The sequence below is a fragment of the Amycolatopsis kentuckyensis genome (genome assembly GCF_041679295.1).
GTDB classification, from domain to species: Bacteria; Actinomycetota; Actinomycetes; order Mycobacteriales; family Pseudonocardiaceae; genus Amycolatopsis; species Amycolatopsis kentuckyensis_A.
Genome location: NZ_JBGDMD010000007.1, coordinates 445,859 through 461,072, shown reverse-complemented (window position 1 = coordinate 461,072; position 15,214 = coordinate 445,859). Strand labels below are relative to the sequence as shown.

The window sequence follows — 15,214 nt, the reverse complement described above, 5'->3', positions numbered from 1 at the left end:
CGCGTGAGCCTGACCGGCAGGACAGCGATCGTAACCGGCGCCGCCGCCGGACTGGGACGGGCCGAGGCCCTCGCCCTCGCCGCGCGCGGGGCGACGGTCGTCGTCAACGACATCACCGAGGCCAAGGACGTCGTCGAAGAGATCGAAGGCGCAGGTGGCAAGGCCGTCGCGGTCGCCGGTGACGTAGGCGACCGGGCCACCGCGGACTCGCTGGTGGCCGCCGCGCTCGACCTCGGCGGGCTCGACATCGTGGTCAACAACGCGGGCGTGCTGCGCGACAAGATGCTCTTCTCGATGTCCGACGACGAGTGGGACACCGTCCTGCGCGTCCACCTGCGCGGGCACTTCCTGCTGTCCCGCAACGCCACCAGGTACTGGCGCGACAAGTCCAAAGCGGACGGTCGGCCGGTGTACGGCCGGCTCGTCAACACCGCGTCCGAGGCGTTCCTCATCGGCTCGCCCGGCCAGCCCAACTACGCCGCGGCGAAGGCGGGCATCACCGCGCTCACCATGTCGGCCGCCCGCGGCCTGGCCAAGTACGGCGTCCGCGCCAACGCGATCTGCCCGCGCGCGCGGACGGCGATGACCGAGGGCGTGTTCGGTGCTCCTCCCGCCGAGGGCGCCGATCCGCTCTCGGTCGAGCACGTCGCCCCCTTCGTCGCCTACCTCGCTTCACCCGCGGCCGAGCACGTCAACGGCCAGGTGTTCATCGTCCACGGCGGCGCGGTGTCGCTCGTCGGGGCGCCGCGGATCGAGCAGCGCTGGTCCCTCGACGAGCTCGAGACGTCGGTCAGCGCCTTCTTCGCCGACCGCGACCCCGGCCGGATGTTCGCCGCCACCGAGATCCTGGGAGAGTCATGAGGCTGGACGGGAAGATCGCCCTGATCACCGGCGCCGCGCGCGGCCAGGGCGAGGCCGCGGCCCGCGCGTTCGTCGCCGAGGGCGCCAAGGTGCTGATCGCCGACATCCTCGACGACGAGGGCAAGCAGCTCGCCGCCGAACTGGGGGAGCAGGCCGTCTACCAGCACCTCGACGTCGGCGACGAGGACGGCTGGGCCGCCGCAGTCGACCGGGCGACGACCGAGTTCGGCGCGCCGAACGTGCTGGTCAACAACGCGGGCATCCTCCACTTCTCCGAGCTCGGCAAGACGAAGCTGGCCGACTACGAACGCGTCATCCGGGTGAACCAGATCGGGGCGTTTCTCGGGATGCGCTCGGTCGTTGAACCGATGACCGCCGCCGGCGGTGGCTCCATCGTCAACGTGTCCTCTGTGGAGGGACTGGCCGGGATGCCCTACCTCGTCGCCTACACCGCGAGCAAGTTCGCCATCCGCGGGATGACCAAGGTCGCCGCGATGGAGCTCGGCCGCAAGCACATCCGCGTCAACTCGGTGCACCCCGGCGCGATCGACACGCAGATGGTCGAGACCGCGGCGGGCGGGCAGAAAGTCGACATGTCGTACGTCGGGAAGAAGGTGGCGCTCGGCCGGGTCGGGCAGCCGGAGGACATCGCGAAGCTCGTCCTCTTCCTGGCCAGCGACGAAAGCGCGTATTGCACGGGGGCGGAGTTCGTCGCGGACGGCGGCGCCACGGCGTCGCACGCGCTCAACCTGAGTTTCTAGACGATCAGTTAACACCGCTAACGAAAATCGGGCACCGGGTATGGAGAACACTCGGAGGTCAGCGACGACCTACTGGGAGGTGTGGTGAGCGAGAGCACGGGCACGCTCCCGGGAACCGCGGCCCTGACCCAGGTCGGCCGCATGGCGACGCTCTCCTGGGAAGTCCTGCGCGCGATCTTCAAACGCCCGTTCCAGGCCCGCGAATGGATCCAGCAGTGCTGGTTCTTCGCCAGCGTCACGATCCTGCCGACCGCGCTGGTGGCCATCCCGTTCGGCGCGGTGATCGCGCTGCAGCTCGGTTCGCTGACCGCGCAGATCGGCGCGCAGTCGTTCACCGGCGCGGCCAGCGCGCTGGCGATCGTCCAGCAGGCCAGCCCGTTGATCACCGCGTTGCTCGTCGCGGGTGCCGGCGGCAGCGCGGTGTGCGCGGACATCGGCGCGCGCAAGATCCGCGAAGAGATCGACGCCATGGAAGTCCTCGGCGTCAACCCGATCCAGCGCCTGATCGTGCCGCGCGTGCTCGCCGCGATGGTCGTTTCGGTGCTGTTGAACGGCTTGGTCAGCGTCGTCGGCGTGCTCGGCGGCTACTTCTTCAACGTCGTCCTGCAGGGCGGCACGCCCGGCGCGTACCTGGCCAGCTTCAACGCCCTCGCCCAGGTGCCGGACCTGTGGGTCAGCGAGATCAAGGCGTTGCTGTACGGCTTCGTCGCCGGCGTCGTCGCGGCGTTCCGCGGGCTGAACCCGCCGCCCGGGCCGAAGGGCGTCGGCGACGCCGTCAACCAGGCCGTCGTCATCACGTTCCTGCTGCTGTTCCTCATCAACGTCGTGCTCACCGCGATCTACCTGCGGATCGTCCCGCCGAAGGCCATGTGATGACGGCCGTCGACAGCGACCGGACGCTCGAATACATCGCGCGTCCGGGCCAGAGCCTGGAAGGACTCGGCAAGCAGCTCTCGTTCGCCGCGAAAGCGCTCGCGTGGTCGCCGCGCACGATCCGCCGCTACAGCCGGGAAACCCTGCGGCTGCTCACGGAAGTCTGCTTCGGCACCGGTGGGCTCGCGGTCATCGGCGGGACGCTCGGCGTGATGATCGGGATGACGCTCTTCACCGGTCTCATCGTGGGCTTGCAGGGCTATTCCGCGCTCAACCAGCTCGGCACGGCCGCGCTGACCGGGTTCATCTCCGCCTACTTCAACACCCGCGAAGTCGCGCCGCTCTCGGCCGGCCTCGCCTTGAGCGCGACCGTCGGCTGCGGCTTCACCGCCCAGCTCGGCGCGATGCGGATCTCCGAGGAGATCGACGCGCTCGAGGTCATGGGCGTACCGAGCATGCCGTACCTGGTGACGACGCGGGTGCTCGCCGGCGTCGCCGCGGTGATCCCGCTGTACGCGGTCGGCCTGCTGTCGAGCTACCTCGCGTCGCGGCAGATCACCATCTGGCTCTACGGCCAGTCCGCGGGCACCTACGACCACTACTTCACGCTCTTCTTGCCACCCGGCGACGTCCTGTGGTCGTTCGGGAAGGTGATCGTGTTCAGCGTGCTCGTGATCCTGTCCCATTGTTATTACGGCTTCAACGCGAGCGGCGGCCCGGCCGGCGTCGGCGTCGCGGTGGGCCGCGCGGTGCGGACGTCGATCGTGCTGATCTCGGTGCTGGACTTCTTCCTGTCGCTGGCGATCTGGGGCGCCAACACGACGGTGAGGATCTCCGGATGAGGCGCGAGCTGTGGCAGCGGCTCCGGTACCAGGTGCTGGGGCTCGCCTTCCTGCTCGTGGCCGCGTTGTTCATCGCGTTCACGCTCGCCGTCTACAACAAGGCGTTCACGCCGGTGACGCTCGTGAAGCTGGAGACCGACCGCGTCGGCAGCCAGCTGCGCACGGGCGGCGACGTCAAGGTCCGCGGCATGCTCGTCGGTGAAGTCCGTTCGGTGCTGGCGAAAGGCGACCACGCCGAGCTGGAGCTGGCGCTGGACCCGGACAAGACGCACGTCATCCCTCGAAACGTGTCCGCGCGCCTGCTGCCGAAGACGCTCTTCGGCGAGCGGTACGTGGCCCTGCAGCTGCCCGAGACCGCCGAGGGGCCGATCAAGGCCGGTGACGTCATCCCGCAGGACCGCAGCAGCGCGGCGATCGAGCTGCAGAAGGTCCTCGACGACGTGATGCCGCTGCTGCAGGCCGTCCAGCCGGAAAAGCTGGCGAGCACGCTGACGGCGGTGTCGACCGCGCTCGACGGCCGCGGCAAGCAGCTCGGCCAGACGCTCGTCCAGCTGAGCGACTACCTCGGCAAGCTCAACCCGTCGCTGCCGGACGTCAAGGCCGACATCACCGGCCTCGCCAACGTCGCGAACACCTACGACAAGGCCGCGCCCGACCTGCTGCAGGCGCTGTCGGACCTGACGACGACGAGCCGGACGATCGTCGACCAGCGGGCGCAGCTGACCGACCTCTACGCCACCGTCACCGCGGCTTCCGTGGACCTCACGAGCTTCCTGCAGGTCAACAAGGACAACCTGATCCGGCTCACCACGGCGGTCCAGCCGACGCTGGACGTCCTCGCGAAGTACGCGCCCGAGTACCCGTGCCTGATGCGGCAGCTCGCGGAATCCGTGCCGCGCGCCGAACTGGCGTTCGGCAAGGGCACCGCGCACCCCGAGGTCAGCCGGGTCACCATCGAGTTCGCCGCCAGCCGCGGCAAGTACCTCCCCGGCGTCGACGAGCCGAAGTACGACGACAAGCGCGGCCCGCGCTGCTACCCGAGCGTGCCGCACCCCGGCGTGTGGCCGCAGTACCCGCCGGACGGCGCCATCAAGGACGGCTCCACCAAGCCCCCACCGCCGAAGTACCCGCCCGAGGAGCTGCCCGCCGGTGGTGGCGCCGTCGGCGGCGACGGCACGATCGTCGGCTCGGCCTACGAAAACGACCTCATCGACCTGCTCGCGTCGCCCGCGCTCGGCACCTCGCCCGGTGACGTGCCCGGCTGGGCCGGCCTGATCGTCGGGCCGCTCTACCGCGGGGCGGAGGTGGAGCTGAAGTGAGGAGCTTCGTCGGGTCGCTGATCAAGCTCGCGGTGTTCGCCGTCGTCACCGTGCTGCTCACCGGGGTCCTCGCGGCGACCATCGCGAACACGAACTTCGGCGAGACGTCCGGATACCTGGCGAAGTTCACCGACGCGTCCGGGCTCAAGGAGGGCGACGACGTCCGCATCGCCGGCGTGAAGGTCGGCCAGGTCGACGCGATCGGGGTGGTCGAAGGCGAGCGGAACCTCGCCGAGGTGCGGTTCGACGTCGAGCAGGCGTACCGGTTGCCGGAGACGGTGACCGCGACGATCAAGTACCGCAACCTCGTCGGCCAGCGCTACCTCGCGCTCGGCACCGACGTCCCGGGCGATCGCGCGTTGCCGGACGGTGGCACGATCCCGCCGGAGCGCACCAAACCCGCGTTGAACCTCACCGTGCTGTTCAACGGCTTCAAGCCGCTGTTCAAGGCGTTAAGCCCCAAGGACGTCAACCAGCTCTCGGCCGAGATCATCAGCGTCTTCCAGGGCGAGGGCGGCACGATCACCAGCCTGCTGCAGCACACCGCATCGCTGACGACGGCGATCGCGAGCAAGGACCAGGTGATCGGCCAGGTCATCGCGAACCTCAACACCGTGCTCGGCACGGTCAACGCCCGCGGCCCGCAGCTCGGCGACCTCATCGAGCAGACGCAGAAGCTGGTCAGCGGGCTGGCCGAGCAGCGCAAGCCGATCGGCGACGCGGTCAGCGCGCTCGGCGACCTCGCCGTGTCCACGACGGGCCTGCTCGCCGACGCGCGCCCGGCGCTCAAGGACGACGTCGCGCAGCTCGGCGTGCTGTCGCAGAACCTCGGCGACTCCGGCGAGCTGATCAACCACCTCCTCGAGGTGCTGCCGGGCAACCTGCAGAAGTTCACCCGGACCCTGAGCTACGGCAGCTGGTTCAACTACTACCTGTGCGGGATCACCGGCACCATCGGCATTTCCTCGCTCGACATCACCGTGCCGATCGTCCCGCTGCCCGGCACCCAGCGCGCGGAGAGGTGTGGTCCGTGAAGCCGCTGAAGGATCGCAACCAGGCGGGAGTCGGCGCGGTCGCGCTCGTGCTGATCGTGCTCGTCACGGCCACGACGTACTTCTCCGACCAGCTCCCGTTCTTCGGCAACGGCACGACGTACTCGGCGTACTTCGGCGAGTCCGCCGGGCTGGCGCCGGACAACGAGGTCGAGGTCGCCGGGGTGAAGGTCGGCACGGTGTCGTCGGTTTCCCTCCGGGGCAAGCAGGTGCTGGTGCGCTTCCGCGTCAAGGACGTCCGGGTCGGCGACGCCACGACGGCGTCCATCGAGATCAAGACGCTGCTGGGGGAGAAGTACCTCGCGCTCGACCCGAAGGGCGACGGCGCGCAGGAGCCGGACTCGACGATCCCGCAGGCCCGCACGCGCACGCCGTTCCAGCTGCAGGACGCGTTCGAGCAGCTGTCGACGACGGTCGGCGACATCGACACGAAGCAGCTGGCGGACAGCTTCAACGCGCTCTCCGACAGCCTCAAGGACAGCCCGCAGTACTTGAAGGACACGCTTTCCGGGCTGTCGTCGCTGGCGCGCACGGTGTCTTCTCGCGACGCGGACCTGCACACGCTGCTCGCCAACACGAGCCAGGTCTCCAAGACGCTGTCCGACCGCAACGCCCAGCTGCAACGCGTGATCAGCGACGGCAACCTGCTGCTGGGCGAGCTGCAGAACCGCAAGAAGGCGATCAACGCGCTGCTCACCGGCACCCAGCAGCTTTCGCAGCAGCTGACCGGGCTCGTCCAGGACAACCGGGCGCAGCTGAAACCGACGCTGGACAAACTGAGCAAGGTGACCGACATCCTGCAGCGCAACCAGGGCAACCTCGACAAGAGCCTGCAGCTGATGGCGCCGTTCGCCCGCGTCGGCGCGAACGCCACCGGCAACGGCCGCTGGTTCGAGGGCTACCTGTGCGGGCTGCTGCCGCCGACGATCAACGCCGGCGTCGTCACCATCAACCCCGAAGGCTGCACCCCGCCGATCGCGGCGCCGAACCAGGGGGTGGGCGGCCGATGACCATCCGGACCTACCGCGGCCGCAGCCTGGTGACGTGGCTGGCGTTCGCGTGCATCGTGGCGCTGGTCGTCACCGCCGGGCTGTGGCTGGTGTTCCGCGCCGCCACCGGCACTGTGGTCTCGGCCTACTTCGGCAAGACTGTCGGGCTCTACGCGGGTTCGTCGGTGCGGGTGCTCGGCGTGCCGGTCGGGCAGGTCACCGACGTCACGCCGCAGGGCGACGCGGTGCGCGTGGACATGCGCGTCGACGACGTGTCCCTGCCGGCCGACGTCGGCGCGGTCGTCGTCGCGCCGAGCCTGGTCAGCGACCGGTACGTCCAGCTGACCCCGGCCTACGACAGCGGTCCGGTGCTCGCTTCGGGGACAGTGCTGGCGAAGGACCGCACGGCGACGCCGGTGGAGCTGGACGACCTGTACTCGAGCCTGGACAAGCTGTCGACGGCGCTGGGTCCGAACGGCGCCAACAAGGACGGCGCGCTGTCCGGCGTCCTGGACACCGCGGCGAACACGTTGAAGGGCAACGGCGCTTCGCTGAACTCGACGGTCGGGCAGCTCGCCGAGCTGGCCAAGACCCTCGACGGCTCGAAGGACGACCTGTTCTCGACCGTGCAGAACCTCAACTCCTTCACCGGGGCCCTGGCTCAGAGCGACCAGCAGCTCAACGAGTTCTACGGGCGCGTTGCCGACGTCAGCCAGTTCCTCGCGGCGGACTCGTCCGACGTCGGCGCGGCTTTGCAGTCGCTGGGCGGGGCGCTCGGCGACGTCCAGACGTTCGTCAACGACAACAAGACGGCGCTGGAGTCCAATGTGGACAAGCTGGCTTCGCTGTCGAAGGTCCTGGTCGACCAGCGGGCCGCGCTCGCCGAAGTCCTCGACATCGCCCCGACCGGCGCGACGAACTTCATCAACTCCTACGACGCGGCGTCGGGCACGATCGCCGTCCGCGACAACCTCAACGAGCTGACCAACCCGCCGATCCTCACCGTGTGCCGGCTGATCAGCTCGTTCACGCCCAAGGAAGTGCCCGACACGCTCGGCAACATCTGCAAGCAGCTGGCGCCGGTCCTGGACGGCGCGTTGAAGCTGCCGACCATCCCGCAGGTGCTGAATTCCCTGCAGAACGGCACTTTGCCGCCACTGCCGCTGCCGCTGGTCGACGTCATGGAGCAGCTGACGGGCGGTGCGAAGTGAAGCGGCTCGCGGGAGTGCTCGCCGGGGTGCTCGTGCTGGCGGCCTGCAGCGACGGCGGGTTCAACGGCCTCTACGGCACGCCGCTGCCGGGCGGCGCGGACGTCGGCGACCACCCGTACCACGTCACGGCGTTGTTCACCGATGTCCTGGACTTGGTGCCGCAGTCCAGCGTCAAGGTCAACGACGTCGCCGTCGGCCGCGTCGACAAGATCTCCCTGACGCCGGACACGCGGTCCGCGCTGGTCGCGATGACCGTCAACGGCGACATCGCGCTGCCCGCCAACGCGCGCGCCGAGCTGAAGCAGTCTTCACTGCTGGGGGAGAAGTTCGTCGAGCTGAGCGTGCCGACGGCCGAGCCGGCCACCGGCCACCTCGGCGACGGCGCGCAGATCCCGCTCGGGCGCACCAACCGCAACCCCGAGGTCGAGGAAGTGCTCGGCGCGCTTTCGCTGCTGCTCAACGGTGGCGGCGTCGAGCAGATCCAGAAGATCAGCCACGAGCTGAACGACGCGTTGTCCGGCAACGAGCCGGAGATCCGCGCGCTGCTGTCCCGAGTGGACGAACTGGCGACCCAGCTCGACGGGCACCGCACCGAGATCCTCCGCGCGATCGACGGGCTCGGGAAGCTGTCGCAGACTTTGGCCGGCCAGACGCAGAACCTGACGAACGCGCTGGACAACCTGGCGCCGGGCCTGAAGGTCGTCACCGACCAGCGCGACCAGCTCGTCGGGATGCTGAACGCGCTCAACGCGCTGTCCGGCGTCGCCGTCGACACCGTGACGAAGAGCCGTGACCAGCTCGTCGCGAACCTCAAGGCGCTGCAGCCGACGTTGACGAAGCTCGGCGAAGCAGGATCGAATCTGCCGAACGCGTTGCAGATCCTACTGACGTACCCGTTCCCGGACTACGCGGGCAACGTGATCAAGGGCGACTACGCGAACGTCGAGGCGAACGTGAACCTCGACCTGGACACGCTGATCTCGAACTTCACGAACTCGTCGCAGCCGCCGATCGCGTTGCCGTCCGGGCAGCCTTCCGCCGTCGCGCCACCGCTGCCGCTGCCCGACCTCGGTTCGGTCCCGCAGTCCGCGGGGCCCGACCTGCTGGGCGGCCTGCTGGGCCTGATCGGGGGCGGCAGGTGACCACCCGCAAGATCCGGATCCAGCTGTTCGCGTTCGTCGTGATCGCCGTGGTGTCGGTGGTGTACGCCGGCGGCCACTACGCGGGGCTGGACCGGCTCTTCGGCAGCCGCGGCTACGTCGTCACGGCGCAGCTGACCGACTCCGGCGGCGTCTTCGTCAACTCCGAGGTTGCCTACCGGGGAGTGACGGTCGGGCGGGTGACCGGGATGACGCTGACCGAGCACGGCGTCGACGTGGCGCTCGACATCGACGCGGGCGCCCCGGACATCCCGGCCGACGCGCACGCGCAGGTGGCGAACCGGTCGGCGGTGGGGGAGCAGTTCGTCGACCTCCTCCCGTTGCACGACGGCGGGCCTTACTTGAAGGACGGTTCGGTGATCACGGCGGACAAGACGTCGCTGCCGCCGTCGCCGGACACCGTACTGTCGCATTTGGACGACCTCGTGGCGAGCGTCCACCCGGACTCGCTGCGAACGGTCGTCGACGAGACGTACAACGCGTTCGCGGGCGCGGGACCGGAACTGCAGCAGCTGCTGGACAGCACGGGATCGCTGACCGCCGTCGCCGCGCAGTACGTCCCGCAGACGCAGGGGCTGCTGTCGAACTCGCGAGTGGTGCTGGACACGCAGCAGCGGCAGGCGGCGAACATCACCGACTTCGCCGCCGGCTTGAAGACGATCGCGGGTCAGCTCAAGAAGTCCGATCCGGATCTGCGGCGCGTGATCGCGGAGGCACCGCAGCTGAGCCGGCAGATCAGCGACGTGCTCGCCGCGTCGGGTACCGACTTGGGTGTGCTGTTCGCGAACTTGCTCACCACGGCCCAAATCACGTCGTCCCGGCGCGACTCCCTCGAGGAACTGCTGGTGGCGTACCCGATCATCGGGGCGTTCTCGCCGTCGACGTCCCCGGACGGGACGGGTCACTTGGGCGTGGTGTTCAACTTCTTCGACCCGGCTTCGTGCACGAAGGGGTACGAGGGGACGAAGCAGCGTCCGGCGAATGATCTCACTGAGGCGCCGGTGAACATGAACGCGTACTGCGCCGAGCCGCCGGGGAGCCCGACCGGAGTGCGTGGGGCGCAGAACGCGCCTTATGCGGGGAAGCCGCCGGCGATTCCGGCTGCGCCTTCGCAGCAGGCTGCCGCTTCTTCGCCGCCGCAGCTGCCGGGGATGCTGAGCCTGCTGACGGGTCCTTCGTCCGGTGGCCTCGGCCGGTTGTTGGGCGCGCCGTGAGGGTGCTGGTCGTGGCCGCGGTGCTTTCGGTGTTGGCGGCCGCGTTTTCGGGCTGGTCCTGGTGGCGGGCGGCCACTGACGATTCCTTGGCCCGCGGCCGTGAGCGCGACGCGGTCCTGGCGGCGGCGGGCCCGGAGCTGGTGACGCTGAACACGATCGACTACCGCTCGGCCGGCGCGGACGTGGACCGGTGGATCGCGGCGACGACGGGGCAGTACGGGAAGGATCTCGCCGGCGATCGCCAGGTGCAGATCGATCGAGCTTCGACGGCGCGCACGGTTTCTTCGGCGTCGCTGGTTCAGGCGGCGGTCACGGAGATCGATCTTGCTCGCGGGGCTGCCCGTCTCTTGGCGGTATTGGACGTGCGGGTCTCGACAGGCGGTTCGGCTGCTGCTCCGCGTCTGAACCGGTTGACTGTGGACGTTTCCCGTTCCGCTGACGGGTGGAAGATCTCGGGTGTTCAGGCGGCCGGGTCGTGACTCGGGTGTTGGCTGTCGTGGTGGCTCTGGCCTTGGGTTGCGCCGTTTGGTTCGGTGTCGAGACGGCTTCGCTTTCTCCTGGAGACAACCAGGCCTTGGTGGACTCCGCTGCGACCGCTGCTGTGTCGGCTGAGGTCAGTGATGCCGTGAAGTCGGTTTTCTCTTACGACTACGCCAATCTGGATCGTACTGAGCGGGCGGCTTCTCAGGTCTTGGTGGGGGATGCCGTCCGTCAGTATCGGGATCAGTTCGCTTCGGCTCGTACGCGGGCTGCTGCGGAGAAGCTCGTTCGGACTACTACTGTTCGGGCTGTCGGCGTGCGGTCCTTGGTGGGGGATGATGCTTCGCTCTTGCTGTTCTTGGATCAGCAGACCGTTGCTCAGGGTGGCGGTGCGCCGGCTTCTTCGGTTGCTCAGCTTGCTGTTGGTGCCAAGCGGGTTGATGGGCGCTGGAAACTTGCTTCTCTGACTGCGTTGTAGGGGCTCGGCTCTAAAGATACGGCTTCGCCGGGGCGTGGGAAATCGGCGCTCCTTGTGGTTGCCTTCTCGTGGTGGTCGGCAGCGCCGATTCCCCACGCGACGGTGCCCCTACCGGAGTTCTCGGTACCACCTGATCGTGTGGTGATCATGCGTTCGAGTTCGGCTAACCTTGTTGTATGGCAACGGAAGCGGTGTGGAAGACGGATGCGACGGTGTTGGCCGATCGCATCTCCACCCTGCTCACCGTCGTGCGCTCCGCCGAAGCCGAGATCGGTGCGCTGCTGGCCGAAATCGAGTCCCGCGGGGTGATGGAACTCTTCGGCTACCGCTCCACCGCGCGCCTGCTCGAGCACTTGGCCGATCTCCCGAAGTCCGCGGCCGAGACGATGGTCAAACGCGCCCGCGCCCTCCACCCCGGCCACCACCTCGACAGCACCCCTGCCGTCGCCCCCGCGACCGCCACGGCCGCCGCGGAAGGTCGCCTGAGCAACCCGATGATCGACACGATCGTCGGCGCCCTCACCCAGATCCCGTCCGAGCACCGCGAGGACGCCGAGCAGCACCTGCTGGCTCTGGCCGCCGACGCGGGCCACAAACAAGTCGCCGCTCTGGGTGCCCGCATCATCGCGCACCTCGACCCCGACGGCCCCGAACCCGACACCACCGAACCCGCGATCCCCCGCCGCGAACTGTCGCTCCGCCGCAAAAGAACCGGGGTATGGGAACTGCACGGCCGCTTCGACGACGAGACCGGCACCCGGGCCAGCGCCCTGCTCGACGCGTTGGCCGAACGCCGCACCACCACCGGCGAGGGCGCCGACCTGCGGTCCCCGCAGGAACGCTACGGCGACGCCTTCTCCGACGCGATCGACCTGGCCCTCAACTCTCCGACCTTGCCGATGCAGGCCGGCGAACGCGCCCACGTGATGGTCGCGGTCCACCTCAACGACCTCAAGACCGGCCTCGGCCAGGCCACCCTCGGCGACACCGGCACGATGTCGGCGGCGGAAGCCCGGCTGCACGCCTGCGACGCCATGCTCATCCCCGCCGTCCTCGGCGACAAAAGCGAGCCGTTGAACCTGGGCCGTCTCCGCCGCCTGATCTCCGCAGGTCTGCGTCGAGCGCTCTACCTGCGCGACCGGGGTTGTGCGTTCCCGGGTTGCCACCGCCCACCGAGGCACTGCCAGGGCCACCACATCCATCACTGGTCCGAAGGCGGGGCAACGGATCTGAACAACCTGGTCCTGATGTGCGCCCACCACCACCGGCTGCTGCACCGCTCGGGTTGGGAAGTCCGCATCGCCGCCGACGGCCTACCGGAGTTCCTGCCACCCGTGTTCCTGGACAAGGAACGAAAACCCAGGCGCAACAACCTGCACCAACCGCTGCCCTTCGCAGCGTGAGACAACCAAACATGGGACAGGCCCGCAGCCAGACGGCTACGGGCCTACACCCACGCCCAGATCCCGAACTTACCCAGGCCCAGATCCCGACCTCACCCACCCAAGCCCACAACCCACATCGACGCTCATCCCACCGGGCGCTGAATAGAGAAACTCCAGCCGCCGCTCCGCCTGAAGACCAACTGGACATCGCGCACCAGAGCCACCGCCCGCGAGCAGCCAACCAGGCACAGCGCCAATCCCGAACCATCAGCTGCTCCGAGCCGCAGCAACGGCAACTGCACTCGCCATGTCCCCGCACCTCGGGTGCAGTCCGCAGAGCGTTCCTGCATCCGAACGCGGAGGGTCCGCAGCCATCGGCTTCGGCTCACCCCGTGCCCAAGTTGCTTCAAGGCCGTGCTCGCCGTCTGCCGTTCTTAGCCTGGCAACTTCCGCAGTTGTCGGCTGTGGGCCGATGCTCGTGTCCTCATGTCCCGAAGGCTGTGCCTTCTGTTCGCGGTTCGCAGCCTGCCAACTCCCCGCAGTCACCGGCTACGAGGCCTCCACCCATGCCCTCATTTCAAGGGCCGCGCTCCCCGCCCCTCAGGGTGGCCATGCATCCGACTCGCCGTCCGGGCCGCCTCGCCTTCCCAACAGAAGCGCGCCGTCCGAGCGTTGAACCTGCATCCGCCCCGGTCTCCGCATGCCCGGCCGGACCGCAGCGAACCGAAGCGAGCATCCAGCCGAACCGACCGGCGACGGTGAACCCACCCCAAGCACCTACCCGTCCCAGACGGAAGCGCCCTGCCTCAGCACCTCGACTCCCGACGAAGACGACACCGGCCACATCTCCACCACGTACCGGTAGTGCTCCCCGTACTCATGGTCGTTCCAGTCGACCGATGGCGGCCCGGCCGGCACGTACGACACCCGTGCCCGGTACAACCCCGGCAACACCGAAAAGAACTTTTCCTGCGACGGATAGTCCGCAGGCCCGGAAATCACCAGCCGGCCGCTCGGGACCGGAAGATCCGCTTCCACGACGTGCTCGGCCGAAGAATTCAACGCCGGCGCCGAGGGAACCAGCGAGATCGACGACTCCACCAGATCCGACCGGGCCGTCGCGATCGCGATCCCGCCCGGCTCTGACCCGATCCGGTGAGATTCGACCGCCGACGCGGTCCAGCCGCTGCCGTCCAGCCGGGAACGCGAGTCGCGCAACGAGAACTGGCGCTGGTCGGCGTGGACTACCAAATGCACACCTACCACCCTAGCCAGGACCCGCCCCAAAATGGTATCGACGCCGGGTTTAGCGTTGACGGCATGACCACTGCTTCCGTCGACGTCGACACGGCCCGCCGCGACTACGCGGCCCTGGTCGACCGCGGCCTCTCCCTCGACATCACCCGCGGCAAGCCCTCCCCGGAGCAGCTCGATCTCGCGAACGGCCTGCTGACCCTCCCCGGTGACGGCTCCTTCAAGGCCGAGGACGGCACCGACGTGCGCAACTACGGCGGCCTCAAGGGCCTGCCCGAGCTGCGCCGCATCTTCGCCGGCGCGCTGCAGGTCCCGGCCGAGCAGCTGCTCGCCGCCGGAAACTCAAGCCTCGAGCTGATGCACGACGCCGTCGCGCAGGCGCTGCTGTCCAAGCTGCCCGGGGCCGAGCGCCGCTGGGCCGACGAGCCCGTCCTCAAGTTCCTCGCGCCCGTCCCGGGCTACGACCGCCACTTCGCGCTCACCGAGCGCTTCGGCATCGAGCTCGTCCCCGTCGCCATGACCGCCGAGGGCCCGGACATGGACGCCGTCGAGACGCTGGTCGCCGAGGACCCGGCCGTCAAGGGCATCTGGTGCGTCCCCAAGTACAGCAACCCCACCGGGGTCACGTTCAGTGACGACGTCGTCAAGCGGCTCGCCACCATGACCACCGCGGCGCCCGACTTCCGGATCTTCTGGGACAACGCCTACGCCGTGCACCACCTGACCGACGACGAGCCGGCGCTGGCCGACATCCTGGCCCTCGCCACCGAGGCCGGGAACGCCGATCGCGTCTTCGTCTTCGGCTCCACCTCGAAGATCACCTACGCCGGCGCCGGCGTGGGCTTCTTCGGCGCCTCCGAGGCCAACCTCGCCTGGTGGGTCGGCAACATCGGCAAGCGCACCATCGGCCCGGACAAGGTCAACCAGCTGCGCCACGCCCTCTTCCTCAAGGACGAAGCCGGCGTCCGCGCCCACATGCGCAAGCACGCCGAGATCATCGGCCCGAAGTTCGAGGCCGTCGACCGCATCCTCACCGAGGAGCTCTCGGACCTCGCGTCCTGGACCAAGCCGACCGGTGGCTACTTCGTGTCGCTGACCGTGCCCGAGGGCACCGCGAAGGAGGTCGTGCGGCTGGCGAAGGAGGCCGGTGTCGCGCTGACCCCCGCCGGGGCGACCCACCCGCACGGGGCCGACCCTGCCGACGCCGTGATCCGGATCGCGCCGACCTTCCCGAAGCTCGCCGACGTCGAGGAGGCCGTCCGCGCGCTCGCCGTGTGCGTCCGGCTGGCCGCCGCGGAACGCTCCTGACCTGCGAGAACAGAATCGGGAAGAACT

15 protein-coding genes are annotated in these 15,214 nt (G+C 68.9%); 14 read left to right on the top strand and 1 reads right to left on the bottom strand.

Translation table 11 applies throughout. From position 1 onward, the window contains the following. Positions 1-3 precede the first annotated feature (3 nt). The 13 genes from ACERZO_RS31030 (at position 4) to ACERZO_RS30970 (ending at position 12,643) form a co-directional block, all read left to right on the top strand. The gene (locus ACERZO_RS31030; RefSeq protein WP_372668523.1) at positions 4-861 is read left to right on the top strand and encodes a 3-oxoacyl-ACP reductase; all 858 of its coding nucleotides are present in this window, start codon (positions 4-6) and stop codon (positions 859-861) included. Continuing rightward, on the top strand, positions 858-1,622 hold the full coding sequence (locus tag ACERZO_RS31025) for a glucose 1-dehydrogenase (RefSeq protein ID WP_372668521.1): 765 nt from the start codon (positions 858-860) through the stop codon (positions 1,620-1,622). Before ACERZO_RS31030 ends, ACERZO_RS31025 begins: the two co-directional genes overlap by 4 nt. Before the next feature lie 141 nt (positions 1,623-1,763). Next, positions 1,764-2,495, top strand: a complete 732-nt coding sequence (locus ACERZO_RS31020; RefSeq protein WP_372668993.1) for an MlaE family ABC transporter permease — start codon at positions 1,764-1,766, stop codon at positions 2,493-2,495. After that, a complete protein-coding gene (locus ACERZO_RS31015; protein WP_372668519.1) occupies positions 2,495-3,337 on the top strand; it encodes an MlaE family ABC transporter permease in 843 nt (280 codons plus the stop codon). Before ACERZO_RS31020 ends, ACERZO_RS31015 begins: the two co-directional genes overlap by 1 nt. Beyond that, positions 3,334-4,656, top strand: a complete 1,323-nt coding sequence (locus ACERZO_RS31010) for an MCE family protein (protein WP_372668516.1) — start codon at positions 3,334-3,336, stop codon at positions 4,654-4,656. The genes ACERZO_RS31015 and ACERZO_RS31010 overlap by 4 nt, the downstream gene beginning before the upstream one ends. Next, entirely contained in the window at positions 4,653-5,690 is a 1,038-nt protein-coding gene (locus ACERZO_RS31005; protein ID WP_372668514.1) for an MCE family protein, read from the top strand. Before ACERZO_RS31010 ends, ACERZO_RS31005 begins: the two co-directional genes overlap by 4 nt. Beyond that, the gene (locus tag ACERZO_RS31000) at positions 5,687-6,718 is read left to right on the top strand and encodes an MlaD family protein (protein WP_372668512.1); all 1,032 of its coding nucleotides are present in this window, start codon (positions 5,687-5,689) and stop codon (positions 6,716-6,718) included. The genes ACERZO_RS31005 and ACERZO_RS31000 overlap by 4 nt, the downstream gene beginning before the upstream one ends. Beyond that, positions 6,715-7,908 (top strand): MCE family protein, encoded by a 1,194-nt coding sequence (locus ACERZO_RS30995; RefSeq protein ID WP_372668510.1) that lies wholly within the window; start codon positions 6,715-6,717, stop codon positions 7,906-7,908. Before ACERZO_RS31000 ends, ACERZO_RS30995 begins: the two co-directional genes overlap by 4 nt. Continuing rightward, a complete protein-coding gene (locus ACERZO_RS30990; RefSeq protein WP_372668508.1) occupies positions 7,905-9,050 on the top strand; it encodes an MCE family protein in 1,146 nt (381 codons plus the stop codon). Before ACERZO_RS30995 ends, ACERZO_RS30990 begins: the two co-directional genes overlap by 4 nt. Beyond that, positions 9,047-10,282: an MCE family protein gene (locus ACERZO_RS30985; protein ID WP_372668506.1), complete on the top strand. Its 1,236-nt coding sequence runs from the start codon at positions 9,047-9,049 to the stop codon at positions 10,280-10,282. Before ACERZO_RS30990 ends, ACERZO_RS30985 begins: the two co-directional genes overlap by 4 nt. A gap of 2 nt (positions 10,283-10,284) precedes the next feature. Next, complete coding sequence (locus ACERZO_RS30980) at positions 10,285-10,761, top strand: hypothetical protein (RefSeq protein WP_372668991.1); 477 nt, start codon at positions 10,285-10,287, stop codon at positions 10,759-10,761. After that, positions 10,758-11,240: a hypothetical protein gene (locus ACERZO_RS30975; RefSeq protein WP_372668504.1), complete on the top strand. Its 483-nt coding sequence runs from the start codon at positions 10,758-10,760 to the stop codon at positions 11,238-11,240. The genes ACERZO_RS30980 and ACERZO_RS30975 overlap by 4 nt, the downstream gene beginning before the upstream one ends. Before the next feature lie 176 nt (positions 11,241-11,416). After that, the gene (locus ACERZO_RS30970; RefSeq protein WP_372668502.1) at positions 11,417-12,643 is read left to right on the top strand and encodes an HNH endonuclease signature motif containing protein; all 1,227 of its coding nucleotides are present in this window, start codon (positions 11,417-11,419) and stop codon (positions 12,641-12,643) included. 759 nt (positions 12,644-13,402) lie between these two features. Here ACERZO_RS30970 and ACERZO_RS30965 read toward each other — a convergent pair. Beyond that, on the bottom strand, positions 13,403-13,882 hold the full coding sequence (locus tag ACERZO_RS30965; protein ID WP_372668500.1) for a hypothetical protein: 480 nt from the start codon (positions 13,880-13,882) through the stop codon (positions 13,403-13,405). Between the two features lie 63 nt (positions 13,883-13,945). Here ACERZO_RS30965 and ACERZO_RS30960 point away from each other — a divergent pair, with 63 nt between their 5' ends. Then, positions 13,946-15,187, top strand: coding sequence for an aminotransferase class I/II-fold pyridoxal phosphate-dependent enzyme (locus tag ACERZO_RS30960; RefSeq protein WP_372668498.1), 1,242 nt, complete (start codon positions 13,946-13,948; stop codon positions 15,185-15,187). The last annotated feature ends 27 nt before the right edge of the window (positions 15,188-15,214 follow it).

What these genes read in the sequence shown, in the direction of transcription:
- ACERZO_RS31025 (WP_372668521.1), top strand. Translation starts at nt 858, where the DNA reads ATGAGGCTGGACGGGAAGATCGCCCTGATCACCGGCGCCGCGCGCGGC.
- ACERZO_RS31020 (WP_372668993.1), top strand. Translation starts at nt 1,764, where the DNA reads ATGGCGACGCTCTCCTGGGAAGTCCTGCGCGCGATCTTCAAACGCCCG.
- ACERZO_RS31015 (WP_372668519.1), top strand. Translation starts at nt 2,495, where the DNA reads ATGACGGCCGTCGACAGCGACCGGACGCTCGAATACATCGCGCGTCCG.
- ACERZO_RS31010 (WP_372668516.1), top strand. Translation starts at nt 3,334, where the DNA reads ATGAGGCGCGAGCTGTGGCAGCGGCTCCGGTACCAGGTGCTGGGGCTC.
- ACERZO_RS30995 (WP_372668510.1), top strand. Translation starts at nt 6,715, where the DNA reads ATGACCATCCGGACCTACCGCGGCCGCAGCCTGGTGACGTGGCTGGCG.
- ACERZO_RS30970 (WP_372668502.1), top strand. Translation starts at nt 11,417, where the DNA reads ATGGCAACGGAAGCGGTGTGGAAGACGGATGCGACGGTGTTGGCCGAT.
- ACERZO_RS30960 (WP_372668498.1), top strand. Translation starts at nt 13,946, where the DNA reads ATGACCACTGCTTCCGTCGACGTCGACACGGCCCGCCGCGACTACGCG.